Below are 25,044 nucleotides of genomic sequence, written 5' to 3'. Positions count from 1 at the left end.
GAGGTCCACGAGCTATATTAATAGTGCTACAGACCGGTTGGTTCGGAGGCGGGCATGGCAGTATCGGCGCGGCGCGAGGAGCTGGTGGACCGGGCGCTGGACCTCTTCTATCGCCACGGCTTCCACGCCACGGGCATCGATCGCATCTTGGCCGAATCGGGTGTCGCCAAGATGACGCTCTACAAGCACTTCAAATCGAAGGACGAGCTCATCCTGGCGGCGCTCAAGCGCCGGGACGAGAAGTTCCGCACCTGGTTCATGTGCGAGATCGAACGCCGCGGACGGTCGCCCCGGGAGCGCCTCCTGGTCGTCTTCGACATCCTCGCCGTCTGGTTCGCCAGCCGCGAGTTCCGCGGCTGCATGTTCGTCAACGCCGCTTCGGAGTTCCATGAGGCCGGCGATCCCATTCACCGGGCGGCGGCCGAGCACAAGCGGCTCATCCGCGACTTCTTGAAGCGGCTCGCGACCGAGGCCGGGGCCCGCGAACCGGATGCCGTTGCCGGCGCCCTCAATCTGCTGCTGGAAGGCGCCATCGCCGTCGCCCATGTCGCCGGCGATGCGTCTGCGGCGAGCGATGCCCGCGCCGCCGCCGAGATCCTGATCAATCGCGCGCTCGGCTGAGCCGGCGCTTCGGCGACCGGTAAGGGGTTGCGCTTCCCACCTGCCGGTGGGCTAAGCTCCGGCGCCCCGATGGGCAAGCATGAGACCGGGAAGGAAGCACGCATGGCCGAGCGCCGCTACGGGATCGAAGACTTTCTCAAGGTGCGCTCATCCATCTGGCCGCGCTTCAGCCGCGACGGCAAACGGCTCTTCTATTTGTCGGATGCGTCGGGCGTCCCGCAGCTCGCGTCGGTACCGCTGGACGGCAGCGAGCCGACGGCGCTCACCCGGCACGCCGACAAGATCGCGATGGTCGAGACCTCGCCCGTCGACGGCAGCCTCATCTACGGCATGGACACCGACGGGGACGAGCGCCAGCAGTTCTATCTCATCCCCGAGGCGGGCCAGAACGCCCGCGCGCTGACATCCAATCCCAAGGCGATCCATGCCTGGGGCGGCTGGTCGGCGGATGGCGAGCGCATCGCCTATGTCTCCAATGCGCGCGATGCCGGCCACTTCGATGCCTATGTGATGGATCTGAAGAGCGGCACCGAGCGACGCGTGTTCGAGGCGGAGGGATGGTGGAACGTCAAGGCTTGGTGGCCTGACGGAAGGGCGCTGGTGCTCGAGGAGAATCGCGCCTCGCTCGATCTGGCGCTGCACCGCCTCGACATCGCCAGCGGCAAGCGAACCCCGCTCACCCCTTACGACGGCAAGGCGTTCTACGCCAACCTGCGCTGGAAGAAGGACGGCAGCGGCTTCTATCTCACCACCGACCAAGGTCGCGATCACGTCGGCGCCGCCTTTCTCGACGTCGGCCGCGGTGCCCTCGATTGGATCGCCACGCCCAGCTGGAACATCGATATCCTCGAGCTGTCGCCCGATGAGAAGCGGCTGGCGCTGGTGACCAACATCGATGGTTTCGGCGATCTCACCATCCGCGACATCGCCGGCGGCGGCGAGCGGACGGTCAAGCTGCCGGCGCCCGGCGTGATCCAGGAGCTGAAATGGTCGCCCGATGGCGGCCAGATCGCCTTTACCCTCAACGGCTCGACCCACAACGCGAACATCCATCTCTACGATCTGGCATCCGGCACGGTTCGCCAGGTGACCAACAGCGACCGCGCCGGGCTCGACCAAGCGGCGACGGTCGAGCCGGAGGTGGTACGCTTCAAGAGCTTCGACGGCCGAATGATCCCGGCTTTGCTCTATCGCCCGTCGGGTCCGGCGCCCAGGGCCGGGCGCGGCGCGGTCATCTTTGTCCATGGCGGACCCGAAGCCCAGTATCTGCCGAACTGGAAGCCGGAGATTCAATACCTCGTGCATCGCGGCTTTGTCGTGCTGGCGACCAATGTCCGGGGCTCGACCGGCTATGGCCGCCACTATGCCGGCCTCGATGATATCCGGCTCAGGCCAGACAGCGTGACCGACCTGGCCTATGCGCATCGCTACCTGGTCGAGGCGCAGATCGCTCAAGCCAAGCGCATCGCCGTCATGGGCGGCAGCTATGGCGGGTTCATGGTGCTGGCGGCGGTCACGCGCTTTCCCGACCTCTGGGCGGCCGGCGTCGAGTTCTACGGTGTGGCGAATTTCATCACCATGCTGCAGACCACCGGTCCCTGGCGGCGCAAGCACCGCTCGGCCGAGTATGGCGATCTCAATCGCGACCGCGACTTCTTGACCGAGATCTCGCCGATAAACCATATCGACCGAATTCTGGCGCCGCTCTTCGTCGCCCAGGGTTTGACCGACCCAAGGGTGCCGCCCTCGGAGAGCGAGCAGGTGGTGGCGGGCTTGAAGAACCGCAACCGACCGGTCGAGTACCTGACCTTTCCCGATGAGGGCCATGGCTTCGTCAAGCTCAAGAACCGCATCACGGTCTATAGCCGGGTTGCGGGGTTTCTCGACAAGCATCTCCTCGTGTCGTGAATCTGAAATTCCTGGCCACGAATTCCAGATTCAGGTCGGCAGACTTGCCTGAGAGAACGCCATGATCGCCAAGATCGATGAGATCTTCTCCCGCTGGCGCGGCGACCGTGAACCGGGTGCGGCGGTCGCCGTCATCGACCAGGGCAAGGTCGTGCACAAGGCCTGCTATGGACTGGCCGATCTCGAGCATCGCCAGAAGATCGCGCCCACCTCGCCGTTTTACATCTGCTCGATCACCAAGCAGTTCACCGCGACCTTGGTCGTCATGCTCGAGGCGGCCGGAAAGCTTTCGCTCGATGATGAGGTGCAGAAGCACATTCCCGAGCTGCAGCGCTTCTCGGAACGCCTGACGCTTCGCCACCTCCTCAACAATACGAGCGGGCTCAGGGACGAACTCACGCTCCTAGCGCTTTCCGGCATCCCGCTGGATGCGCCCACCAGCCGCGACCAGCTCTTCGATCTGGTGACGCGGCAGAAGACTCTCGATTTCCCGCCGGCGGACCGCTTCCGTTACTGCAACTCGAACTGGATGCTGCTCTCGATCGTCATCGAGCGCCTCTCCGGCCAGAGCTTCCGCAGTTATCTCACCGATCGCATCTTCAGGCCGCTCGCCATGCAATCATCCCGGCTCGCAGACGACAATCTGGAGCTGGCGCCCGACCTGGCGCGGCCCTATTCGCCCGATGGCGGCGGCTTCCGCAAGGACGTCGTCGGCATCGCCTTGAGCGGCGATGGCGGCATCCTGGCCAGCTTGGACGATCTCCTCGTCTGGCACGAGAACTACCGCAACAACCGGCTCCTGCCCAAAGACCTCCATCAGCGCCTAGCGACGAGGGCGGTCTTGCGGACGGGCGAACGCATCGGCTATGCGATGGGGCTCCGCGTGCTCGATTATCGCGGCCAGCGCCTATGGATGCATGGCGGCGGGCTTCCCGGCTACAAGCTCGAGCTGTGCCGCTTCCCCGATGTCGATCTCGGCATCATCGTCATGGGCAATCGCGAGGATTTCCGTCCGACCTTCGCCACGCGCGCGATCGCCGATCTCATCTTGGGCGAGCGCTTGACCCCGCCCCGCCGCATCGCCCGGCCAGCGCCGGCGGCAAGCCTTGCGGGCCGCTACTACGACCGCGCCGAAGGCCACACGCTGACGCTCTCGGCCGATGGCGACATGCCTTTGGCCGAGGTCGTCGACTATAGCTTCGGTCTGGAGCAGGTGAGCGCCGATCGCTTCGAGACCCTGGTCGGTCCGCATCCCCTAGGCTTCACCCTTGCCCATTTCGATTCCGGGCGGCCGAGCCGGATCGAGGCCACCCTCGATGGCGGTCAGCGCCTCACCTTCGAGGCCGCCCAGCCCGTCGCCGCGCCGCCGGCGAAGCTGAAGGACTATGTCGGTCTCTATGCCGGGCCCGACCTTCCCTTCGCCTATCGGGTCGAGACCTCGGGCGAGGGCATCGCCCTCCGGCTCGAGCGCCTCTATCCCAGAACGGCCGCCAACACGCTGTCCCCGCTATTTGCCGACATGTTCGCCTTCGGCGTGCCCTATCTCAACAAGACGCAGATGGGGACGATCAGGTTTCAGCGTGGACCGGACGGCAAGACGGTCTCCCTCGTCGTCAACTTCGGCCGCATCTCCAATCTGAGGTTGGAGCGGCGCAAGGGCTAAGACAGCACAATTATTCGTCATGCGCGGGCTTGACCCGCGTATCCACGTCTTCCATCGAGCCGCTGAAGAACGTGGATGCCCGGAACAAGTCGAAGGTGGACATTAGGAAGGGGTGAGGAACACCCCCTCCTTGAACCTCCCCGGGCATGACGATTTACGATGATGACGTCATCAATTCGCGACTGCCCGCTGCGGCTCGGCGAATACGCGCTCGAGGAAACGGCCGAGGTCCTGGTTGGAGAGCTGGCGGATATGATCGTCGCGGCCGATCGGATAGGGCTTGCTGTAGGTGCACAGCCCGAGCTCGATCTTGCGTGAGAACGGGCCCGACATCGGCAGATGGGTCAGGTTGTCGCGCACGGTGCCGTCCGTCTCCACCGCAAAGTCGCAATCGGCGAGGTTGCGGCCGATGAGCCGACGCGGCAGGTGGCCATCCCATTGGTGCACGGCGCCTAGATAGCTGATGCGCTCGACCGCGCTGCCGCCGGCGATGAGGTCGCTCGCGACGTCGGCGCATCGCCCGGCATCGATGATCTCATCGTCGCTGCCATAGAGCATCAACAGGGGGGCTCCGGTCGTCCTTCTGTCCTCGAAGCGCGCGATGCAGGGCCCGTAGAAGGCGACATGGCCGACGAAGCGCAGGTCGGGGCGTGCCAGACGATCGGCGATCTGCCGATAGAGCGCGTAGGTCGTCGCCATGCCGCCATAGGAGAAGCCGATGAGCGCCACATGCGCCGGATCGATCTCGCTCCGGCCGGCGAGATAGGCAAGGCCGGCATAGGCGTCGGCCACCATCATGGTCTCGGTGATGTTGATGATGCGCTCGTTGAAGCCGGTGCCGCGCTCACGCCTCGAGCCGAAGGTGTCGATCGCCAACGCCGCAACCCCCATGGATGCCAGTTGCGGGCCGTAAATGTCGCTCCGCCCGGGCACGAGACCGCCCGCTCCGTGCAGCATCACCACCGCCGGCAGGCTCCTTGCCTCGCGCCGGGCCGCCGGCAGATAGAGCCGCGCCAAGGCCGTCGTCGCCGGCTCGCGCTCGCCGCCGCGGCCGAGATCGTAGGGACTGAACGGGCTGGTCGACAGGAAGCTTACATCGGCGATCTCGACGTTAAGAATCTCCGCCGGATCGGGCCAGGGCTCCTTGATCCGCAAGGCCGCGGCATGGCCGCCGTCGGCGGCAGCGATGAGCCAACCGAAGGCGACGAGCACGGCAATATGCGCCGAACGTAACGGCGTCATTGTCGCCTGGGCCGATGGAAGATCTCATAGACGCCGAGAAGTGCCGCTGCGACGGCGAGCGGCCAGAGATTGTAGATGACCCGGTAGACCAGCACCGCGCCGATCACCTCGTCCACCGGGATCTCCGGCATCAGCAGCAGGACCACGCCCTCGAAGACCCCGAGCCCGCCCGGCACGTGGCTGAGGATCCCGGCGCAGTAGGCGATGACGTAGATACCGAGAAACGCCGGATAATGGAATTCATTGTGCTCGGGCAAGAGCAGATAGAGCGTGGCCCCGGCCAGCGCCAGATCGACCGCACCGTTCACGGTCTGCATGAGGGTGAGGCCGATGCTGGGCGCCGGCATGGTCTGGCCGCGGAAGCTCAAGGGGCGGCGGTCGTAGGCGCACCAATAGAGATAGAGGAGATACACGGCCGACAGGAAGGCACCCGCCGCCAGCACGATGGGCTCGCTCGAATGGGTAACCGCGGCCACCCGGTCCGGCTCCAGGAAACAGGTGACCGCCGCCACCACCACCGCACCCAAGGTGAAGGCCATGCCGACGATGGCGAGGATGCGGGCGACGTCGAGGGCGCCGATGCCGGCGACCGTGTACATGCGCAGCCGGATGGCGCCGCCGGTCAACAGCGCGAAGCCCAGGGAATGGCTGGTGCCCTGGCTGACGAAGGCGGCGAGCGCCATCCGCCAGAGCGGGAGTCGCTGCTTGACGTAGCGGAGCGCCAAGATGTCGAAGCCGATGAGGCTCACATAGCTGAGCCAGCTCGCGATCGATGCGAGCACGACGGTGTTGGGCGGGATCGACCTTACCGCCGCCATCACATCGGCGAGCGCCACCTTCTGCAGCGCCCGGTGCAGCACCCAAATCGCCGCCGCCAGCAACAAGAGGCTGGTCACGGGTCCGAGCCATCGGAAGAAGTGTGCGCGCATCGTCGTCCCGGAACGTGGCGGCCGGAAGGAGGCGCATCCTGCCACGGCGGCGTTCCAGGCCGTAGCCAAACTTGCCGCTTCTATCCCGGGCGGCGAGGCGGCTATGGTGGCGGGCTTTCGACCTCCCATCCTCCGTTCGCGGCCACGTCCATTTCTCAGACAGGCTCCTAACCCATGCTCACCTTGAGCGTGCTCGACCAGTCGCCGATTCGCGCCGGCGGCACGCCTGCCAAAGCCATCGCCGAGACCTTGGAGCTGGCCGCACTCGCCGACCGCTTGGGCTATCGCCGCTATTGGGTGGCGGAGCACCACAGCTCGGCCGGGCTCGCCGGCACCGCGCCCGAAATCCTGATCACGCGCATTGCCGCCCTGACGCGCCACCTTCGCGTGGGTTCGGGCGGCGTCATGCTGAGCCACTACAGCGCGCTCAAGGTGGCGGAGACCTTCCGCGTGCTGGAGGCGCTCTATCCCGGCCGCATCGACCTCGGCATCGGCCGAGCCCCGGGCAGCGATCAGCGGACGGCGATGGCGCTCCAGCATGGGCCGGGAGCCTTGTCGATCGAGCATTTCCCCCAGCAGATCGCCGATCTGCAGGCGTTTCTGAGAGACGAGGTCGCGGCCGACCACCCGTTTCACGGCGTGCATGCCATGCCCGCGGGGCCGAGCGCGCCCGAGCTGTGGCTCTTGGGCTCCAGCGACCAAAGTGCCGCCTATGCGGCGCATTTCGGCGCGGCCTTCTCGTTTGCGCATTTCATCACCGAGCATGGCGGCATCCAGGTGATGCAGGCCTACCGCAAATTCTTCCGCCCCTCGCCTTGGCTCCGGCAACCGACCGGCAGCATCGGCGTCTTCGTACTGGTGGCGGAGAGCGACGCGGCGGCGGAGCGGCTCGCCACCAGCCGGGATCTCTGGCGGCTCCGGCTCGACCGGGGAATCCTCGGGCCGATCCCGTCCGTCGAGGAGGCGGAAGCCTATCCCTACGCCGAGGAGGATCGGCGGCGCATCGCCCATCACCGGCGCCGCCAGATCGTCGGCTCGCCCGAGCGGGTCAAGCAAGGCCTGGAGGCGCTGGCATCCGACTATGGCGTGGAGGAGGTGGTGGTGGTCTCGATCTGCTTCGACCACCAGGCGCGGCTGCGCTCCTACGAGCTTCTGGCTGAGGCATTTCAGCTGGAGCGCGGAGCGGATTCGACCTGAGATTGGCGATCGGGCTCCGGCAATTGCCTTGCCAGGCTCGCACCTGCCGGCGCTACACTTGCGGCCGGCGTTCCCCTCTTGGGAGCGCGCGGATCCGGACTCGCCGAAAAGGAGAGGCGCGATGTGGTCACCTCGCACTCGCAAGACCGCAAGGCGGTTGGTTTCTCTGCTCTCTGTCGTGGGCGTGCTCGCGGCCCCGGCTCTCGCCGCCGCGGCGGACAAGACCCTGGTCGTCGGCGCGGCGACGTTTCCCGACTCTTTGAGCACGGGGATCAGCAGCTTCGCTTCGCTGAGCCTTTCCTATCAAACCATGGATCCCCTCGTGCTCCGCGACGATGCCGGCAACATCAAGCCGGGCTTGGCCACGAGCTGGGAAGCCATCGACGCTACCACCTGGCGCTTCCATCTTCGCCAAGGTGTCAAGTTCCATGACGGCGCGCCCTTCACCGCCGAAGACGTCAAATTCACCATCGATCGGATCATGGATCCAAAGACGGTCTACGGCTCGCGCAGCCGCATCGGCGAGGTCGCTGCGACCCGTGTCGTCGATGCCAAGACGATCGACATTTCGACCAAGGGGCCGTTCCCGACGCTGGTCAACGGGCTGGGCGACATCCCGATCGAGCCGAAGCACTATTTTGAGAAGGTCGGCGCGGACGGCGTGGCCAAGCATCCTCTCGGCACCGGTCCCTTCCAGTTCCAACGCTGGGTTCCGGGAGATCGCTATGAGCTCGTCGCCAACAGGAGCTACTGGGCGGGCGCGCCCAAGGTGGACCGGGTCGTGATCCGCCAAATCCCCGAGCCGACCACGCGGGTCGCGGCCTTGCTCGCAGGCGAAGCGCAGATCGTCGAGGAAGTGCCCATCGATCTCATTCCGCGGGTCGAGCAGAAGGGCAGCAACGCGAAGATCGCCGCGGTCGAATCCACGGTCGGCCTCATCCTCACCATGGATGTGCGCAAGCCCCCCTTCGACAACCCGAAGGTTCGGCTGGCGATGGACTACGCCATCGACAAGCCGCTCATCCTGAAGCAGATGCTGGGCGGCACCGGCTCGCTGCTGCAGGGCCAGCTCTTGACCTCGAACACCTTCGGCTTCAACCCCACCGTCCAGGCCCGGGCCTATGACCCGGCAAAGGCGAAGGCGCTCCTGGCCGAGGCGGGCTATCCCAACGGGTTCGCCACCTCGCTCACCACGCGCTCGGGCAAGTACCTCTCGGACGTCGACATCTGCAACGCCGTCGCCGGCATGCTGGGCCAGGTCGGCGTGATGGCGCAGGTCAACGTCGTCGAGGGTGGGGTGTTCACCAAGATGGCAAGCGCCCAGGACATGGGGCCGGTCCACATGGTCGGCTGGTACAGCGTCGGCGACGCCGACTTCGCCGCCGTGTGGTTCACCAAGGACAGCCAGCGCAGCGTCTGGGTCAATACGGAATACGAAAAGCTCTTCCTCGAGGCGCGGACCACGGTGGATCAGGCGAAGCGGCTCGCCGCCTATCAACGCATGATGGCAATTCTGCACGAGGAGAATCCGGCGGTGTTTCTGTTCGGGTTGCCCAGCGTCTACGGCGTCAGCGCGAAGCTCACCGGCTTTCAGTCGCCCTCGGACAAGATCCTCAGGCTGAGCCAGGCGTCGATTCCGTGAGCCCGGCCGAACACCAGTCATGCAACGCGCGGCGGCCCTGCAGCCGACCGCAAGGAGGCACCCTGCGATGAAGAAGATGGAAGACGCGATGGGCGACATGGCAGGCATGCGCCGCGCGATCGAGAAGAGCGAGTTCGATGCGGTGATCGCCGTTTCGCCCGAGAATGTCCGCTACGTCGGCGACGTGGTCATCTCGACCCAGACCAGCATCCGCGACCGCCTGGCGATGATCGTCTGGGCCAAGGGTCGCGAGCCGGTCTACGTCATCTGCAAGGTGGAGACCGGCTATGTGCAGCGCGAATCCTGGATCCAGGACGTTCGCGACTACAAGGAGTTCGTCACCCAGCCGATCGATCTGCTCGTCGATACCCTGAAGGAGCTCAAGCTCGAACGCGGCCATGTCGCGATCGAGACGGAATATCTGCCGGCCAAGTACTACAACCAGCTCGCCCAGGCATTGCCCGAGCTCAGGATCGGGGCGGCCGAGCCGGTCTTCCGGCGCGTGCGCATGTTCAAGACGGCGAAAGAGATGGAGATTCTGGCCCAAGGGTTTCGCGGCACCGAGAAGGCGATGATGGCGACCTATGCCACGGTGCAGGTGGGCGAGACCGAGAAGAGCCTGGCCGAGCGGCTGGCGCTGGAGATCATGCGCTCCGGCGCCGACGCCATCGCCTTCAACCATATCAATGCCGGCCCCAATACCGGGTTTCCGCACATGACGCCGGGCGACTACCGCGTGCAGAAGGGCGACATCGTCAAGGCGGATTCCGGCGGATTCTACCGCGAGTACTATTCCAATGTCGGCCGCACGGCGAAGGTCGGCAAGCCGAGCGCGGAGGAGAAGGAGACCTGGAGGAAGCTCCGCGACATCCACCACCGGATCATCGACATGCTGCGGCCGGGCAATACCGGCCGCCAGCTTTTCGATGCCGCCACCAAGGCGCACGAGCAGGCCGGCATTCCGTTCCCTTATGCGCATAACGGCCATTCCATCGGCCTGCAGGTGCACGAGCATCCGATCATCAGCCCGCACGAGACGCTGGCCTATGAGCCGGGAATGATGTCGACGGTCGAGACCCGGGTGCGTTGGGTCGGCAAGAAGGGGCTGCATATGGAGGATCTGGTGGAAATCACCCAGGGCACCCCGATCGTGCATTCGACATTCTTCGACAACGAAGAGATCTTCGTCGTCTGAAGCGGCCTCGTTCGATGCCAGGCCGCGACGCACGCCTTGCCGGACGGCGAGGCTGAGCCGTGCTCGCCTACGTGGCGCGCCGGGTGCTGACGGTGCCGGTATCGCTGTTCCTCGTGCTGATGGTGAGCTTCCTTCTCCTGCGCGTGACCGGCGATCCGGTTGAGATCTATCTCGACATCAACAGCACGCCGGACCAGCGCGCGCTCCTGGTCGAGCGCCTCCACCTCGATCGGCCGCTGCCGGTTCAGTTCGCGCTGTTCCTGGCCGACGTGCTGCAGGGCGACTTCGGCGTCTCGCTGCAATTCGGCAGCGCGGCCTTGCCGATCGTCCTCGACCGGCTCGATGCCACGATCCTGCTCGTCGCGGCGGCTCTGGTGCTCGCGGTCGTCCTCGGCGTCGTCGCCGGCATCGTCTGCGCCCGGTGGCAGGATGGCTGGGCCGACTTCGCGCTCTCCGGGCTCGCCGTCGCCGGTCAGTCGATGCCGAGCTTCTGGCTGGGAATCCTCCTGATCGAGGTTTTCGCTCTCGACCTGCAATGGCTTCCGACCTCGGGCATCGGCACTCCGGCCCATCTCGTGCTGCCGGCGGTCACGCTCGCCACCTTCCTCTTGCCCAACTTCGTGCTGATCACCCGCACCAGCCTGTTGGAGACGATGGGCGAGCAATACGTCGCCACCGCCAGGGCCAAAGGCGCCTCCGAGGCGCGGGTCCTGCTGCGTCACGCGCTTCCCAACGCCCTCAATCCGGTCTTGAGCCTTCTCGGTCTGCAGATCGGCCGGCTCATGGGCGGCTCGATCATCACCGAGAGCATCTTCGCCTGGCCCGGAATCGGCCGCCTGGTGATCGGCAGCATCTTCCAACGTGATGTTCCCGTCGTGGCGGCGGGGGTGTTCGTGGTGAGCATCGCCATCGTGCTCGCCAATCTTGCCGTCGACGTCGTGCAATCCCGCATCGATCCGCGCATAAGGCTGGCCTGAGCCATGCAGGCGCGGTTGTTCGGCAAAGCGGCAAAAATGGCGATCGGCGGCACCATCATTGCGGCCGCGGCGGCGCTCGCTCTTCTGGCACCCTGGATCGCCCCCTTCGACCCATACCAGCAGGATCTGCTGGCGCGGCTCAAGCCGCCATTCTGGTCGGTTGACAGCCTGCCCCAGCATTGGCTCGGCACCGACAATCTCGGCCGCGACCTGCTCTCGCGCCTGATCTACGGCTCACGCCTGTCGATGACGGTCGGCGTCGCCGCCGCCGTCCTTTCCTGCGCGCTGGGCTCGGTGGCCGGGCTCCTCGCGGGCTATCGCGGCGGCCGGCTGGAACAGCTGGTGATGCGGCTCGCCGACGCGCACCTGGCTTTCCCGGAGATTCTGCTGGCCATCCTGATCGCAGCCGCGATCGGCGGCAGCGCCATCAACTTGATTCTCGTGCTGGGGATTTCCGGCTGGATGATCTACGCCCGCGTCGCCTTCGGGCTGGCGCGAACTCTGAAGGAGCGGGCCTTCATCGAAGCGGCGGTTTCCTATGGCGCTTCGGATTGGGCCATCCTGTTTCGCCACTTGCTGCCGCAGATGGTGCCGGTGCTGACCGTGATCGCCACGCTGCAAGTGGCGCAGATGATCTTGCAGGAGACCGCTCTCAGCTTCCTGGGTCTTGGATTGCCGCCGCCGACCGCGACCTGGGGCAATATGCTGGCCGAAGGCCGCGACCGGCTTTGGGTGGCGCCGTGGATCGCCAACCTCGCGGGTCTGGCGATCATCATCGTCGTCTGGGGCGTCAACATGCTGGGCCAGGGCCTGCGCGAGCATCTCGACCCGAAATCGCGCGGGCTCTAAGGCAAGCAGCGAACGGCCGCTTCAGTCCTTGTAGCCGGGATCCAGCTTTTCGCAGAGGCGGAGGAGGGCCGGCCATTCGCGCTGGCCCATGCTGGTCGATTGCGGCTTCTCGGCCATGCCCTGGAACTGCTTGGCGGTCTTCTTGCGCACCGCTGAGGGCGGCAGCACGATCTTGCCGCCCATCGCCTTGGCGTCGATCTGGATGCGGCAGGCCTGATCCAAGTAGTACATGAGCGAGAACGCCTCGGCGATGCTGCGCCCGGCGGCGAGCAGGCCGTGGTTGCGAAGGATCATCACCGGCTTGGCGCCGAGATCGGCGACGAGCCGGGCGCGCTCATCCTCTTCCAGCGCCACGCCCTCGTAGTCATGATAGGCGATGCGGTCGTAGAACTGGAGCGCAAACTGATTGAGCGGCAGCAATCCCTCCGCCGTGCAGGAGACCGCCACGCCGGCGCGGGTATGGGTGTGCAGGACGCACATGATGTCGGGCCGCGCCATGTGCACGGCGCTGTGGATGACGAATCCGGCCTTGTTCACCGGATAGGCGTTCTTGCCGACGAGATTGCCCTCGAGGTCGATCTTGACGAGATCGGAGGCGCACACCTCGTGGAACATCATGCCGTAGGGATTGATGAGGAAGTGCTCCTCTTTACCCGGCAGCCGGGCCGAGATGTGGGTGTAGACCAGATCGTCCATGCCGAAATGCGCCACCAGCCGGTAGCAGGCGGCGAGCTCGATACGCACCTGGCGCTCGCTCGATGCCCGGGTCATCGGCGGCGGCGGACGGAAGGCGGAGACGGTGGCCATCGGCCGAGACTCCCTTGAGAAAATCACCCCGCCCGATGCTACAGTGCCGCCCGGCCGAGGAGAAGAGGACGTATTCGACGATGGCAGATGAACTGAACCTGAAATGGGGCCTGCAGCCGGACAAGACGCATCTGACGCTGGCGATCTTTCGCGGCGGCAAGATCATGGCGCAGATCGACCTGCCGCCGGCGAGCGTCATGCTGGCGGTGCGTGGCCTGGCCCAGCTGCGCACCGAGATGATCCAGCCCGAGGGGCAGAGCGAGCCCGAGGGTACGTCGGCGAGCGTCCTCAATCCGCTCTGGCTCATCCGCGAGGAAAAGCGGCCGGAGGGTTCGGAGCTGGTGCTGCAGCATCCGGGCTTCGGCGTCCTCAGCTTCGTCTTTCCGCCCGCCGAGGTCGAGAAGATCGTCGAGGCGTTGACGGCGCATATCGATTCGCCAGCGGGAGCACCCCAGGCAAAGCCGAACTGAGCGGGCACGCCCCTCAGCGGTCTGACTTGTCGACCAGAGCTATTTGAACAACCGCTTCCGTCGCCCCTTCCACATCACCCCCGGTCAATTCCAGCGGGCGGTATCGGCGTGATCGTCGATCTGATTCGCCCCCACCCCAGCCCTCCCCCGCCTTCGGCGAGGGAGGGAGTCCAATGCGCATGCGCTCTTGTCCCCTCCTCCACCGCTAGGTGGGGGAGGGATAGGGTGGGGCAATTTCGTCATTCTTCCATTGTTCACCCGGAGGCGGCCGGCTGCCATACTCCGCGGCCTTGCCTGGCGGGAGAGTTCGGGAGCGATGGTGGAGCTGTGGATACCGATCACGGTCGCCGGTGCCTTTCTGCAATGCACGCGCACCGCCTTGCAGAAGGGCCTGGCCTCCACGCTCGGCACCAGCGCTGCCAATTTCGTGCGCTATGCCTATGGCGCGCCGATCGCGGCCCTGGCGTTGCTCATTCTGGCGCAAGGCTACGGCATGGCGGTGCCGATGCCGGGCTTGGCCTTCTGGCTCTATTGCCTGCTCGCGGGGTTGACCCAGATCTGGGCGACCTCGCTTCTCATCCTCGCCTTCACGCTCAGGAACTTCGCCGTCGGCACCACCTTCTCCAAGACGGAGACGGCGCAGACCGCCCTCCTCGCGACCTTCGTCTTGGGCGAGCCCTTGAGCCTCGGCGCCTGGGGCGCCATTCTGCTTTGCCTCGTGGGCATACTGGTGTTGGCGCAGCGCCGCATCGCCGGCGGCTGGCGCGGCTTCATCGAGGGCTTCAGCGACAGAGCCGCCTTGATGGGCATCGGCTCGGGCGGTCTCTTCGGCGTGACCGCGGTCGCCATCCGCGGGGCCTCGCTCAGCCTCGGCGCGGCACCTCCCTTGTCCCGCGCCGCGCTTACCTTGTCGGTGGTGACCGCGCTGCAAACCGCGCTGATGGGGCTCTATCTCGCCTGGCGCGAGCCAACCGAGCTCAGGCGCGCCTTCACCACCTGGCGGCAGTCGTCCTGGGTCGGGATCATGAGTGTCGGCGGCTCGGCCTGCTGGTTTCTCGCCTTCACCCTCGAGAACGCCGCCTATGTCAGGGCTTTGGGCCAGGTCGAGCTGGTCTTCACCTTTCTCGCCGCGCGCTTGTTTTTCCACGAGCGCAGCACCGCGATTGAGATCCTGGGCGTGCTCCTGGTGGTGGCGAGCGTGATCATTCTCGTCTTGCTGCACTGAGCCACGATGCCTCGCCTCCGCCGCACCGTTCCCCCCCATCGTGAGACCCTCTCGCTCACAGAGGCCAGGCGCGTGGCGCTGGCCGCCCAGGGCTTTGCCGAGACGAGGCCGCGCTCTTCGCCGGGCCGCGGTCCCATCACGCAAGCGATCGAGCGCTTGGGCCTCCTGCAGATCGATTCCGTCAACGTGCTGGTGCGATCCCACTACCTGCCGCTGTTTTCGCGGCTGGGAAACTACGAGGTCGAGCGGCTGGATCGTCTTGCCTATGGCCGGCGGCCCCGATGGCTGTTCGAATATTGGGGCCATGAGGCCTCGCTCATTCCGGTTGCCTTGCAACCCTTGCTGCGCTGGCGGATGGAGCGGGCGCGCCAGGGCTTGCGCAGCGGCGACACGGCGCATTTCGGGCGCAAGCGCCGCGCCTATATCGAAGCCGTTCTGGCCGAGGTGGAAGCAAGCGGGCCGTTGAGCGCCTCCGAGCTTACTGATGGCGGACGCGCGCGCGGCTCCTGGTGGGGCTGGAGCGACGGCAAGCGGGCGCTCGAATGGCTCTTTTGGGCGGGGCTGGTGACGACGGCGGCACGGCGCGGCTTCGAGCGCCTCTACGATCTGCCCGAGCGGGTGCTGCCGCCGGAGATCGTCCGCCTGCCGACCCCGAAGCCCGAGGAGGCCCAGCGCCGGCTCATCGAGATCGCCGCCCGGGCGCTGGGCATCGCCAGCGAGCCCGACCTTCGCGACTATTTCCGCTTGGCGCCCGAAGACAGCAAGGCGCGCGTGGCCGAACTGGCGGAGGCGGGAAGCCTGCGTCCGGTTCAGGTCAAGGGCTGGAAGGAGACCGTCTATCTCCATGCCGAGGCGAAGCTGCCGCGGCGCATCGAGGCCCGCGCGCTCCTCTCGCCCTTCGACTCGCTGGTCTGGCGCCGCCCCCGGGCCGAGCTTCTCTTCGACTTCCATTATCGCCTGGCGCTCTACACGCCCGCGCCCAAGCGCGAGCACGGCTACTATGTGCTGCCCTTTCTGCTGGGCGACCGGCTGGTGGCCAGGGTCGATCTCAAAGCCGAGCGCAAGGAGGGCGTGCTCCAGGTGCAGGCGGCCCATTGCGAGGGACATTGCGAGGCCGATTGGGTGGCGCCGCCGCTCCTGGAGGAGCTGCGCCTGATGGCCGATTGGCTCGGCCTCGAGCGGGTGGCAGTGAGGCCGCGCGGCGCCGTCGCCGAGGCGCTGGCGAAGCTTAGGCCTCCGGCTTCACCCGCGCGTGCAAGGCCGCGACCAGCGCCTTGAAGAAGGGCCCGTACTCGCTGCCCGAAAGCACGTGCCCATCCGCAACCACGGGCGCATCGACGCAGAGGACGCCGGCATTCTCGAGATCGCTCTTGATCTGCGGCGGGCACACCGCCTTGCGGCCCTTGAGCACGCCGGCCGAGAGCGGGACCCAGGCGCCGTGGCCGATATGGGCGATGAGCCGCTTGTCGCGGTCGAGCGTCCGCAGCAAGTTCTGCACCTCGGGCATGGCGCGCAGCTTGTCGGCGGAAAAGCCGCCGGGGCAGACCACGGCCGCATAGTCCCGGGGATCGGCCTCGGCGATCTTGCCCTTGACCGTGATGAAGCGGTCGAGCGCCATGCCGGAATGCCCGGAGAGCTTCGGCCCGCCGTCGGGGGTCAGCACTTCGACCTGGAAGCCCTCTTCCAAGAGCCGGTAGGTGGTGTAGATCGCCCCCAGCTCGTTGGCGAGGTGATCCAGGAGCACGGCGACCTTTTTCGGGCCGCCGCGCTTCGCCTTCGCCATCAGGAGCCTTTCTCGATGTTCCAGAAGATGTTGATCGGCATCTTCAGGACACCTTTCAGATTGGCGCGCCAGGCCGAAGGCGGATTGAACTGGCCCAAGAGCACCGTCGGCTGCACCTCCCAGAGACGGCGATGGAGCGCCTCCAGCGCCACCTTGCGCTGGGCGGCATCGGCGGTGCGGACCCACTGGCCGCGCAGCTTCTCCGCCTGCTCATCGCAGGGCCAGCCGACATTGTTCTTGCCCTCGCAGCTGGTTTCGATGTTGCTGTTCAACAGCGGGTTCTGCGCGTAGACGCCGCCCGCCGTGGTGACGAACAGGTTCCAGCCGCCCTGGGACGCGGGGTCCTTCTTTTGGGTGCGGGCGACCGTCGTTCCCCAGTCCGGGAGCTGCAGGTCGACATTGATGCCGATGGCCTTCAGCTGGGCAGCGGCGACTTGGGAGAGCGAGTAGATCGTCGGGATCTCGGTGGTGGAGAGCAAGACCACCGGCTCGCCCTTGTAGCCGGCTTCGGCCAAGAGCTGCTTGGCGCGTTCGGGATTGGGTTTCTTAAAGTCTTCCGCGCCGGCCTCGGTTCCCTCCGGACCGCCGCAGATGAAATAGGAGCGGCATTCGCGCCAGAGCTTCTGGTCGCCGGCGGTGGCGTTGAGGTAGTCGGGCTGAAAGACGCTGGCGGCGAGCGCCAACCGCGCCTTCGGATTGTTGAAGGGCGGAACCAGATGGTTGGGCCGCATATGCGCGTAGGTGTCGAGGGGAGAGAGGGTGTCCACCACGACCTGCGGATTCTTGGCGAGCTGCGGCATCAAGTCGATGCGCGGCTGGTCGAGGAAGTCGACCTCGCCGCGGGAAAGTGCCGCAACCTGGGTGGCGGCATCGGGGATGACCACGTATTCGACCCGGTCGACCTTGACCAGACGCGCGCCGGCGAGGCCGTCGGTCGGCTCGCCGCGGGGCACGTAGTCGGTGTTCTTGTCGTAGACGGTGCGCGAGCCCGGCACCCATTCGGCGCGGTTGAACTTGAACGGGCCGGAGCCGACGGCTTCGGTGATCGGGGTGAAGGCATCGACCGCGGCATCCTTGGCGCGCATGACGATCGGCAAGGTGCCGGTGGTGCCGCCGAGCAGGAAGATGGTGAGGCCGAACGGTTCGTTGAGCGTAAGCGTGAAGCTCCGCTGATCGTGGATCTGCCAATCCTTGACGAACTTGCCGAGCTCGCCGCCGACTTGGCCGCGGGTGATCCAGCGTTTGAGCGACGGCACGACATCGGCGGCGGTGACGGGCTGACCGTCATGGAACTTGAGCCCGGGCCGGAGCGTGAAGCGGTAGCTGCGCCCGTCGGGAGAGACGGTGTAGCTCTCCGCCATCATCGGCTTCGATTCGAACTTCGAGTCCCAAGCGAACAACGCTTCGTAGATGAGGGTCCCGTGCATGCGGGTGATGAGCGTCACCGTCTGCACCGGATCGAGGAGGCGAAGGTCGGCGTTGGGCACGACCTTGAGCACGTTCGATTGCGCCAGGGCGGGGGTCACGCTCGCCGATAGCGCGAGCGCGCCCAAGCCGGCGGCGATCGAGAGACGCCGGAGGTTGGCTAAGATCGACATGGGAGGCCTCCCTAGAGAGGTGGGGAGAGGGAGGTGCGGGGTGGCACCTCCGTTTCCTTTAGGAAAATACTTTGGCACCGAGTGGAACGAGGGAGCAAGCCCGCACGGGAGATGGGATCCTTCACATCTCGCGGCCCTGGCCGTCGGTGAGCACGGTCAAGGCCAGGATCACGTCGACGGTGAGGCCGTCCGTCGCCAGCGGCAGGAGGATGCGCTCGACCCGAAGATGCGGACGGTCCACGGCGAAGGCCGGCGGCCCTTTGCGATAGTGATAGGTGCGGTTCTTGACCACACCCTCGTAGTGGACGAGATGCTGCTGGGTGAAATGCGGCTGCGTCGCCTCGCCCAGGTAGCGCCCCCGGATCGCATAGCCGAAGAACTGGGCGAGCTTGGTGCCGACCAGGCGGTAGCGAAAGCGCAAGGGCTCGGGCTCGACGTCCAGCAGCCAGAGGTTGGGCAGCAGCGCGGGGATTTCCAAGGGATCCATATGCTGGCGCCCGGGCAAGCCCGATTGCGGGTGGATTTGCTGCCAATAGCGATAGAGCTCGGCGATCTTCGGATGCCAGGGACCGGTCTCGTCCATCCTGTCGAGCTCAAGCATGGAACGCGCCTATATCCCGCCGCGTTAATAATTGTGGCATAGCCCCTGGCCGGGCGCCACTGAGGAGCGGTGTATGCATGCGGGCGGCGGCCGTACCGCAAAACCGGTGGGAAGTCCTTGGAAAGCCTCCGATTTCGCTGGCAGGAGGGAGCCATTGGGGCGCCTTGGCCCGGCGTTCGAGGCGGACGCGCTGCCGCGCTCAGCGCGGGCGGAAGGCGAGGGATGTGCCGTTGATCCGGTAGCTCTGGCCGCTGCCGGGCGGATCATCGGCATAGAGATGGCCGAGATGGCAGCCGCAGTGGCTGCAGCACGCCTCGGTCAGCACCAGGAATTGCGATCGATCTTCGAGCGTCCGCACCGCGCCCGGCAGCGCCTGGCGAAAGCTTGGCCAGCCCGTGCCGCTGTCGAACTTGGCCTCGGCGTCAAAGAGCGCCCGCTGGCAGCCGGCGCAGTGAAAGGTGCCGGTCCGGCGCTCGCGGTTGAGCGGGCTCGAGCCCGCCGGCTCGGTCGCGCGCGCGCGCAGCACGCGATATTGCTGGGGCGTCAGCAGCCGGCGCCAGTCCGCCTCGCTGCGCGAGAGCGGGAGAGTGTCTCTGTCCGTCTTTGGGCTGCGGTCTTGAGCCATGTGCGACGCTCCGCCCGGCGCTGTTCGGCGCCATGGCACAAACGGAGACCAGCTCAATGGCGTAGCGCCCAGGGACCGAGATACAGGTCCACCAAGATCGCCAGGGCGCTGATCACCTCGAGAGCGATGCCATTCGGATCGCCCTTCACATTGTAGCGCACCATGGCCTTGAGAGAGTCGACATGCACGCCGACGACCTTGAGCCGCTTCGGGTGATGCTCTTCATGGTGCTCGGTCACCCGGCAAATCAGCCCGGCGACGCTGGACACCGCCGGGTAACCGAAGCTGGCACCCTCGCCCCTGAGATTGTGGGCAACCTCATAGATGCGCCGGACGGTTTCGGCATTGTGGGGTTCGGCGAGGAGCTGACGCCACGAAGTATTCATCTTGATGAGCGAGGCTTCGGCGATCATCCGATAGTCGTGGGTGTCGAGGTGGCGCTTGACCGCCTCGTTCGCCTTTTTGAGGACGATCGCCGCCAGGCCGGGGTTGCCCTTCCCGGTTTTGTCGATGAGCTTCGTCGGTGGTTGGATGAACTGGACCACGATTGCGTTTTAAACAAATTGAACTAATTTCCAAGCGAAATACGCTGCACTTCAGATTGAATTTTAATGAGATAACCCTACCGGATAGTGTGCGTTGACCCCGCGGCGACGCCGGTGCTGGTATGGCGGGCCCGAGTGGGGCCGGGCACTCTGGAGACCGGGATGCGCCGCGCCTCGATCACATGCATCGTGCTCTCGGCGTTGCTCGCCGGCGCCCCCGGTCAGGCCGACCCCATGCGGGTGATCGAAGGCATCGTCGTCGATGCCGCCGGCCGACCCGTCGCCGATGCGCTTCTCCGCCTGCGCGCGAGCGACACCGCGGCCAGGAGCGACGCCGAGGGTCGCTTCACGCTCGTGGGGCCTGCGATCGGCGCCGGCATCGAAATCACCGCAGCCAAGCCCGGCTATGTCATCGCCGGTCAAGCCCTCGGCAACGAGGCGATCCGCTATCGCCTGGTGCTGCGTCCGATCGCGCCCGCCGACGAGCGCTCCTACGCCTGGGTCTCGGCCTACGCGCTCGCCGATCGGCAAGGACCGATCGAAGACACCGGCCGCGAGCCCTGCGGCACCTGCCATCGGCGCATTGCCGAGGAATGGCAGAGCAGCCGCCATGCGGGCTCCGCGCTCAACCCGATTTTCAACGCCTTCTACTACGGCGCCGGCGGGGCGGAGCGTCCCGGCCAGTTTCCGAGCCACCATCACGACTTTCCCAACTCGAACGGCACCTGCGTGCACTGCCATCTGCCGGCGCTGGCGCTTCGCATTCCCCGCGATGCCGATCCGACGGATGCAAGCGGCGTCGAGCGGGAAGGGATCGGCTGCGACTTCTGCCACAAGATCGCCGAGGTCGATCCCGACCCGGCCCAGGGCCGCATCGGTGCGCAGGCCGCGCTCCTGCGTCGCCCCGGCGGCGGGGCGCAGCTCGTGCTGGGTCCGCTCGACGACGTGCCCCGCGGTCGGGATGCCTTTAGCCCCGTCTACCGCGACAGCCGTTATTGCGGCATATGCCACGATGGCGGCTTCTGGGGCATCCCAGCCTATTCGGAGTTTAAGGAGTGGCAGGAGACCGAGCTGCCGGCTCGCGGGATCCACTGCCAGGACTGCCACATGCTGAACGCGGCCAAGGCCGAGACGGTTGCCGATGCCGGCCCGGAAATCATCCGCCGTGCGCCTGAGGGCCTGAGCAGCCATCGCTTCCACGACAGCCTGAGCCCGGGCTTCGTTCGCCGCGCAATCGACTTCAGGCTGACCGCCGGACGCGCGACCACCGACCACGCCGGGGCCGACGTGTCGGCGACCGTCGCCATCGCCAACACCGGCGCCGGCCATCATCTGCCGACGGGGACGCCGATGCGCCACATGCTGCTCGTGCTGGAGGCGCGGGACGCCGAAGGGCGGCTCCTCCAGCAGAGCGCCGGCGAGCGGGTGCCCGAATGGGGCGGCACCGAAGAGGGGCCGGTCCCGCCCTTGGCCGGCCTGCCCGGCAAGGCCTTCGCCAAGATCCTTCAGGATCGGTTGACCTATTTCGGCGACCGGCATCTCGATCCGCTGTTTCCCGCACCCCACTGGCGGCCGACCTTCATCGCCTGGGACAATCGGCTCGCCCGCGGCGCCACCGATGTTTCCGCCTATGGCTTCGCGCTCGCCGTTCCCGAACGCTTCCCCGTCACCGTGACCGCACGGCTCATCATCCGCCGCACCTTCCAAGCCTGGGCGCTGGAGCAGGGTCTCCCCGACATCGAGGTCGAAATCGCCCGCGAGAGCATCGTGGTCGAGCGATAGAGCGATTAAGTCTCGCGGCCGCGCTCGTCGCTGAACACCGACATGCCGATGATGCAGTCGGGAATGCGACCGTCGCTTGCCAGCGGCAGCAGCAGCCTTTCGATCGTGGCGCGTCCTTGCCCCCAGTTGAACTGCACCGGACCCTTCCGCCATTGCAGCGCGCCGGATTCGGCAAGATCCACATAGTGCTGCCTGGCGGCGCTGGTCGCGAACTCGGCATGGGCCTCCTCCATGGTGAGCCCTTTCAGCTCCCGGCCGCGATAGTCCACGAGCTTGGTGCCGATGAGCCGATAGCGGAAGGCGAGCGGCTCGCGCTCGATGTTGATGAGATACAGGCTGTCGAGCAGATGCGGGATCGCCACGGGATCGATCTCGTGCCGCCTCGGCAGCAGCTCGCCGCGGCAGAGGCTCCGCCAATAGGCGTGGAGAGCCTGCAGCTTCTTGTGCCAAAGCGAGGTGTCGCGCTCGGCTTCAAGCCGTTCTCTCGGGATGCTTCCCGTCATGCTTGCGAGTCTCGCGCAGGTCTCATTTACGATTCTCTAATGAGTCGCTCCACGATGTCGCTCGGTCCGCCGCGCACCCGCATCGATCCCAATCAATCCCGATCCGGCGGCGTCTGATGGCGGCCGCGCACCACCATGTCGAAGCGAAAGCCCGGCACGCCCGCCTCCGCGCCCGCCGGTATCGCCAGCGCCAAGGGCCGGTCGGGCTCGGGAATGGCGAGGTAGATGAAGTCGCGCTCGTTCAAGGCGTCGCCGGGGAAGTACATCTGCGTCACCAGCCTGACACCGCCGCCGAGGATGGAATAATGCACATGCGGCGGTCGCCACCAGCCGATGTCCGGGCGGGCGATATAGGCGGCGGGCTTGATCGTCCAGAAGCAAAAGCGCCCGTCGTCATCCGTCATCAGGCGCCCGAAGCCATGGAAGTTCGGGTCGAGCTTGGCCTCCTTGCTGCCGACATCATCGGTGTGCGAATAGCGGCCATAAGCGTTGCAGTTCCAGATCTCCATGAGGACGCGCCTCGCCGGCCGCTCGTCGCCGTCGAGGATGCGCCCGGAGATCCGAATCTTGGTGCCGTCCGCTGGCGGCCGACCCGGTGCGATGCGGGTGAGGTCCGCCTCGCCGCCGAGCCTGAAGGACGGCAAGGGCGGGCACGGCGAATAGGCATCCAGCGCATCGGGCGGGATCGGATGGAGGGCTCGTGCCGGCGTGCGCGTTTCGCTCTCCCGATCGTTGCCGACGACGGTGAGCGGGCGGAGATGTTGTCCGGCCGTCCGCGTCACGACCAATCGTCCAGGAACGGCGTCTCCGTCTCGCCGCGCATGACGACGTCGAAGCCATAGGCGATGGTGCCGTCGCGATCCTCGCTCGGGCGGCGCCTGGCGATCAATCTCCGGCGCATGCTCGCATCCAGGCTTTGCAGGAGCGGGTCGGCGGCATTGTCGGCATCGTCCTCGAAGAACATCTCCGTCACCAGCCGGTCGATGCCGGAAGCGAAGATGGTGAAGCGGAGATGCGGGGCGCGGCGATTGGCGCCTCCGGGCCTCGTTGCATACGCCCCCGGGCGGATCGTCGTCAGCCGGTAGCCTCCGGCGGCATCGGAGCGCAGGCGTGCGAAACCGTCGAACTGCGGATCGACGAGGCCGGGCTCGGGCGTCAATGGATGGCGATAGCGACCGGCGCCGTCGGCCTGCCAGATCTCGAGGATGACGCTTCGGACGCCCTTGCCATCGGCATCGAGAAAGCGCCCGGAGATCTGCACGAGCTGGCCTTCAGGCCGATGCCAGAGGAGGGGCGAGATGAGCGCCGCATGCTTGGCCCCTGCCTCCCCGAAGACGCCCGGGAAGAACGGGCCGATGGTGGCCTCCGGCGTATAGCGCGGCTGATTTGAGCGAGCCATGCCCGCGAGGCTAGCCCCGTGCGGCGCAGGGCGCCAGCAGCCTATACTGATGGGACGCTCGTGTGATGATTCCGAAGTTCGCCTGCGAACTTCGGAATCTGAATCACACGAGTTTTAATGGGTTAGCGGCCCGCTTATCCCTGAAATTCGCCGGCGAATTTCAGGGGCGGGACGCTTGATGCCGGAGTGCCGCCATCATGGATCGTCCGTTCTCCGGCCTGCGCGTGTTGGATCTGACCCATGTGCTGGCGGGGCCGTTCGCCACCTACATGCTGGCGGTGCATGGTGCCGAGACGATCAAGATCGAACCGCCGGGAGAGCCCGATCCGGTGCGCGGCCGTGGGCCCGATCAGACGCTGAACGAGCGGCTGATGGGTATCAACTACCTGACCCAAGGTGCGAACAAGCGGGCGATCACGCTCGATCTCAAGACCGAGGCGGGGCGCCGCATTCTGCGCCGCCTGGCGGAGCGCGCCGATGTGCTGGTGGAGAACTACCGGGCGGGGGCGCTGGCGTCGCTCGGCCTCGGCTATAGCGATCTCCGCCGTCTCAATCCCCGCCTCGTCTATTGCTCGCTCACCGGCTACGGTCAGGGTGGCCCGCGCTCGGCGGTCAATGCCTACGACAATGTGGTGCAGGCGGCTTCGGGGCTGATGGCGATGACCGGCACCGAAGCGGCCTCGCCGATGAAGGTCGGCGCCTCCATCGTCGACTATGCCGCCGGCATGGCGGCCGCCTTCGCCATCGCGGCAGCACTCCAGCAGCGCTCGCGCACTGGCGAGGGAGTGTGGATCGACTGCGCCATGCTCGATGCGGCACTCATGCTGATGGGCACGCAAGTGACCGCCGCCCATGCCGGAGCGCCGCCGCCGAAACCCAGGGGCAACGAGCAGAGCGAAGCCGGGCTCGGCTGCTATGAGACCGCCGACGGCCTGTTGATGCTGGGCGCCTTCAACCGCCGCCAGCATGAACGCCTGTGGCTGGCCTTCGAGCGGCCGGATCTGGCGCGTCTGTCGAGCTGGACCGACATGGCCCGGCACGCCTCCGCCATGCGCGCCCTGCTGGCCGAGCGTCTCAAGGCGAAGACGGCGGCGGCGTGGGAAGACTGGTTCCACGAGCTGAGCATCCCGGCCGAGCGGGTGCGCACGATCAACGAGGCTCTGGCGCTGGCCGAAGCCCAGGAGCGCCCGGTAACCGCGAGGCTGCCGATCGAGGATTCACGCGGGCAGCCCGTCAGAGTGCCGCTGGCACCCTTCCGCCTCTCCCGGGGCTCGGCCGCGATCACGGTGCCGCCGCCCGCCATGGGTGCGGATACGGATGCCGTCTTGGACGAGCTCGGGCTGAACGCAGGGGAGATTGCTGAGCTCAGGAAGGACGGCGTGATTTGACTTGCATGCTAGCCCCCACCCCAACCCTCCCCCACACCGGGGGTGGACTTTGGGAGGGGGGGGAGCCCCCCCCTCCCCAACCCTCCCCTGGCGTG

General features: G+C 66.4%; 24 protein-coding genes. 13 read left to right on the top strand and 11 right to left on the bottom strand.

From position 1 onward, the window contains the following. The first annotated feature begins 54 nt into the window (after positions 1–54). The 3 genes from HY058_21060 to HY058_21050 all read left to right on the top strand — a co-directional run bounded on the left by HY058_21060 (position 55) and on the right by HY058_21050 (position 4,192). On the top strand, positions 55–621 hold the full coding sequence (locus HY058_21060; GenBank protein ID MBI3499795.1) for a TetR family transcriptional regulator: 567 nt from the start codon (positions 55–57) through the stop codon (positions 619–621). A gap of 102 nt (positions 622–723) precedes the next feature. Continuing rightward, complete coding sequence (locus HY058_21055; GenBank protein MBI3499794.1) at positions 724–2,529, top strand: S9 family peptidase; 1,806 nt, start codon at positions 724–726, stop codon at positions 2,527–2,529. Between the two features lie 61 nt (positions 2,530–2,590). Beyond that, positions 2,591–4,192 carry a beta-lactamase family protein gene (locus tag HY058_21050; GenBank protein ID MBI3499793.1) on the top strand — a complete coding sequence of 534 codons (1,602 nt, stop codon included), beginning with the start codon at positions 2,591–2,593 and terminating at the stop codon, positions 4,190–4,192. A 171-nt stretch (positions 4,193–4,363) separates the two neighbouring features. Here the strand turns inward: HY058_21050 and HY058_21045 are convergent, their stop codons facing one another. Next, on the bottom strand, positions 4,364–5,434 hold the full coding sequence (locus HY058_21045) for a dienelactone hydrolase family protein (protein ID MBI3499792.1): 1,071 nt from the start codon (positions 5,432–5,434) through the stop codon (positions 4,364–4,366). Further along, on the bottom strand, positions 5,431–6,330 hold the full coding sequence (locus tag HY058_21040) for a UPF0104 family protein (GenBank protein ID MBI3499791.1): 900 nt from the start codon (positions 6,328–6,330) through the stop codon (positions 5,431–5,433). Before HY058_21040 ends, HY058_21045 begins: the two co-directional genes overlap by 4 nt. Before the next feature lie 207 nt (positions 6,331–6,537). Here HY058_21040 and HY058_21035 point away from each other — a divergent pair, with 207 nt between their 5' ends. From HY058_21035 to HY058_21015, 5 genes are all read left to right on the top strand, one after another. Then, the gene (locus HY058_21035; protein ID MBI3499790.1) at positions 6,538–7,560 is read left to right on the top strand and encodes an LLM class flavin-dependent oxidoreductase; all 1,023 of its coding nucleotides are present in this window, start codon (positions 6,538–6,540) and stop codon (positions 7,558–7,560) included. A 121-nt stretch (positions 7,561–7,681) separates the two neighbouring features. Then, positions 7,682–9,202, top strand: coding sequence for a hypothetical protein (locus HY058_21030; protein MBI3499789.1), 1,521 nt, complete (start codon positions 7,682–7,684; stop codon positions 9,200–9,202). 67 nt (positions 9,203–9,269) lie between these two features. Then, positions 9,270–10,397, top strand: a complete 1,128-nt coding sequence (locus HY058_21025; GenBank protein ID MBI3499788.1) for an aminopeptidase P family protein — start codon at positions 9,270–9,272, stop codon at positions 10,395–10,397. Positions 10,398–10,456: 59 nt separating this feature from the next. Next, positions 10,457–11,374: an ABC transporter permease gene (locus HY058_21020; protein MBI3499787.1), complete on the top strand. Its 918-nt coding sequence runs from the start codon at positions 10,457–10,459 to the stop codon at positions 11,372–11,374. A 3-nt stretch (positions 11,375–11,377) separates the two neighbouring features. After that, positions 11,378–12,223 carry an ABC transporter permease gene (locus HY058_21015; protein ID MBI3499786.1) on the top strand — a complete coding sequence of 282 codons (846 nt, stop codon included), beginning with the start codon at positions 11,378–11,380 and terminating at the stop codon, positions 12,221–12,223. Positions 12,224–12,244: 21 nt separating this feature from the next. On the opposite strand, the gene HY058_21010 is transcribed toward HY058_21015, so the two are convergent. After that, positions 12,245–12,994 (bottom strand): class II aldolase/adducin family protein, encoded by a 750-nt coding sequence (locus HY058_21010; protein ID MBI3499785.1) that lies wholly within the window; start codon positions 12,992–12,994, stop codon positions 12,245–12,247. Between the two features lie 116 nt (positions 12,995–13,110). On the opposite strand from HY058_21010, the gene HY058_21005 reads away from it, so the two are divergent. The 3 genes from HY058_21005 (at position 13,111) to HY058_20995 (ending at position 16,003) form a co-directional block, all read left to right on the top strand. Beyond that, positions 13,111–13,500, top strand: coding sequence for a hypothetical protein (locus HY058_21005; protein ID MBI3499784.1), 390 nt, complete (start codon positions 13,111–13,113; stop codon positions 13,498–13,500). A gap of 316 nt (positions 13,501–13,816) precedes the next feature. Beyond that, a complete protein-coding gene (locus HY058_21000; protein MBI3499783.1) occupies positions 13,817–14,725 on the top strand; it encodes an EamA family transporter in 909 nt (302 codons plus the stop codon). Between the two features lie 6 nt (positions 14,726–14,731). Continuing rightward, entirely contained in the window at positions 14,732–16,003 is a 1,272-nt protein-coding gene (locus HY058_20995) for a YcaQ family DNA glycosylase (GenBank protein MBI3499782.1), read from the top strand. Here the strand turns inward: HY058_20995 and HY058_20990 are convergent. From HY058_20990 to HY058_20970, 5 genes are all read right to left on the bottom strand, one after another. Further along, on the bottom strand, positions 15,954–16,508 hold the full coding sequence (locus HY058_20990) for a DJ-1/PfpI family protein (protein ID MBI3499781.1): 555 nt from the start codon (positions 16,506–16,508) through the stop codon (positions 15,954–15,956). The two genes, HY058_20995 and HY058_20990, sit on opposite strands and share 50 nt — an antisense overlap. Then, positions 16,508–18,106: an ABC transporter substrate-binding protein gene (locus HY058_20985; GenBank protein MBI3499780.1), complete on the bottom strand. Its 1,599-nt coding sequence runs from the start codon at positions 18,104–18,106 to the stop codon at positions 16,508–16,510. Before HY058_20985 ends, HY058_20990 begins: the two co-directional genes overlap by 1 nt. 121 nt (positions 18,107–18,227) lie before the next feature. After that, positions 18,228–18,707: a PAS domain-containing protein gene (locus HY058_20980; GenBank protein ID MBI3499779.1), complete on the bottom strand. Its 480-nt coding sequence runs from the start codon at positions 18,705–18,707 to the stop codon at positions 18,228–18,230. A gap of 199 nt (positions 18,708–18,906) precedes the next feature. Then, complete coding sequence (msrB, locus tag HY058_20975) at positions 18,907–19,332, bottom strand: peptide-methionine (R)-S-oxide reductase MsrB (protein MBI3499778.1); 426 nt, start codon at positions 19,330–19,332, stop codon at positions 18,907–18,909. Positions 19,333–19,385: 53 nt separating this feature from the next. Next, on the bottom strand, positions 19,386–19,877 hold the full coding sequence (locus tag HY058_20970) for a hypothetical protein (protein MBI3499777.1): 492 nt from the start codon (positions 19,875–19,877) through the stop codon (positions 19,386–19,388). Between the two features lie 162 nt (positions 19,878–20,039). Here HY058_20970 and HY058_20965 point away from each other — a divergent pair, with 162 nt between their 5' ends. Next, positions 20,040–21,659 (top strand): hypothetical protein, encoded by a 1,620-nt coding sequence (locus tag HY058_20965; protein MBI3499776.1) that lies wholly within the window; start codon positions 20,040–20,042, stop codon positions 21,657–21,659. A gap of 5 nt (positions 21,660–21,664) precedes the next feature. Here the strand turns inward: HY058_20965 and HY058_20960 are convergent, their stop codons facing one another. From HY058_20960 to pcaG, 3 genes are all read right to left on the bottom strand, one after another. Next, positions 21,665–22,162: a PAS domain-containing protein gene (locus tag HY058_20960; protein MBI3499775.1), complete on the bottom strand. Its 498-nt coding sequence runs from the start codon at positions 22,160–22,162 to the stop codon at positions 21,665–21,667. Between the two features lie 92 nt (positions 22,163–22,254). After that, positions 22,255–22,944, bottom strand: a complete 690-nt coding sequence (locus HY058_20955; protein MBI3499774.1) for a hypothetical protein — start codon at positions 22,942–22,944, stop codon at positions 22,255–22,257. Further along, positions 22,941–23,561, bottom strand: coding sequence for a protocatechuate 3,4-dioxygenase subunit alpha (gene pcaG, locus HY058_20950; GenBank protein ID MBI3499773.1), 621 nt, complete (start codon positions 23,559–23,561; stop codon positions 22,941–22,943). The genes HY058_20955 and pcaG overlap by 4 nt, the downstream gene beginning before the upstream one ends. A 197-nt stretch (positions 23,562–23,758) precedes the next feature. On the opposite strand from pcaG, the gene HY058_20945 reads away from it, so the two are divergent. Continuing rightward, entirely contained in the window at positions 23,759–24,949 is a 1,191-nt protein-coding gene (locus HY058_20945; GenBank protein MBI3499772.1) for a CoA transferase, read from the top strand. Positions 24,950–25,044: the final 95 nt, after the last annotated feature.

The sequence above is a fragment of the Pseudomonadota bacterium genome (assembly GCA_016195085.1).
GTDB lineage: Bacteria > Pseudomonadota > Alphaproteobacteria > SHVZ01 > SHVZ01 > JACQAG01.
The sequence above is the reverse complement of the archived record's forward strand: the minus strand, read 5'-3'. Positions and strand labels throughout refer to the sequence as shown.

Excerpts from the sequence above, each read along its gene's own strand:
- HY058_20985 (MBI3499780.1), bottom strand. The coding sequence starts at position 18,106 with ATGTCGATCTTAGCCAACCTCCGGCGTCTCTCGATCGCCGCCGGCTTG.
- HY058_21035 (MBI3499790.1), top strand. The coding sequence starts at position 6,538 with ATGCTCACCTTGAGCGTGCTCGACCAGTCGCCGATTCGCGCCGGCGGC.
- HY058_21050 (MBI3499793.1), top strand. The coding sequence starts at position 2,591 with ATGATCGCCAAGATCGATGAGATCTTCTCCCGCTGGCGCGGCGACCGT.
- HY058_20965 (MBI3499776.1), top strand. The coding sequence starts at position 20,040 with ATGCGCCGCGCCTCGATCACATGCATCGTGCTCTCGGCGTTGCTCGCC.
- HY058_21000 (MBI3499783.1), top strand. The coding sequence starts at position 13,817 with ATGGTGGAGCTGTGGATACCGATCACGGTCGCCGGTGCCTTTCTGCAA.
- HY058_21025 (MBI3499788.1), top strand. The coding sequence starts at position 9,270 with ATGAAGAAGATGGAAGACGCGATGGGCGACATGGCAGGCATGCGCCGC.
- HY058_21010 (MBI3499785.1), bottom strand. The coding sequence starts at position 12,994 with ATGACCCGGGCATCGAGCGAGCGCCAGGTGCGTATCGAGCTCGCCGCC.
- HY058_20995 (MBI3499782.1), top strand. The coding sequence starts at position 14,732 with ATGCCTCGCCTCCGCCGCACCGTTCCCCCCCATCGTGAGACCCTCTCG.
- HY058_20990 (MBI3499781.1), bottom strand. The coding sequence starts at position 16,508 with ATGGCGAAGGCGAAGCGCGGCGGCCCGAAAAAGGTCGCCGTGCTCCTG.
- HY058_21005 (MBI3499784.1), top strand. The coding sequence starts at position 13,111 with ATGGCAGATGAACTGAACCTGAAATGGGGCCTGCAGCCGGACAAGACG.
- HY058_21055 (MBI3499794.1), top strand. The coding sequence starts at position 724 with ATGGCCGAGCGCCGCTACGGGATCGAAGACTTTCTCAAGGTGCGCTCA.
- HY058_21060 (MBI3499795.1), top strand. The coding sequence starts at position 55 with ATGGCAGTATCGGCGCGGCGCGAGGAGCTGGTGGACCGGGCGCTGGAC.
- msrB (MBI3499778.1), bottom strand. The coding sequence starts at position 19,332 with ATGGCTCAAGACCGCAGCCCAAAGACGGACAGAGACACTCTCCCGCTC.
- pcaG (MBI3499773.1), bottom strand. The coding sequence starts at position 23,561 with ATGGCTCGCTCAAATCAGCCGCGCTATACGCCGGAGGCCACCATCGGC.
- HY058_20960 (MBI3499775.1), bottom strand. The coding sequence starts at position 22,162 with ATGACGGGAAGCATCCCGAGAGAACGGCTTGAAGCCGAGCGCGACACC.
- HY058_20980 (MBI3499779.1), bottom strand. The coding sequence starts at position 18,707 with ATGCTTGAGCTCGACAGGATGGACGAGACCGGTCCCTGGCATCCGAAG.
- HY058_20945 (MBI3499772.1), top strand. The coding sequence starts at position 23,759 with ATGGATCGTCCGTTCTCCGGCCTGCGCGTGTTGGATCTGACCCATGTG.
- HY058_21015 (MBI3499786.1), top strand. The coding sequence starts at position 11,378 with ATGCAGGCGCGGTTGTTCGGCAAAGCGGCAAAAATGGCGATCGGCGGC.
- HY058_21045 (MBI3499792.1), bottom strand. The coding sequence starts at position 5,434 with ATGACGCCGTTACGTTCGGCGCATATTGCCGTGCTCGTCGCCTTCGGT.
- HY058_21030 (MBI3499789.1), top strand. The coding sequence starts at position 7,682 with ATGTGGTCACCTCGCACTCGCAAGACCGCAAGGCGGTTGGTTTCTCTG.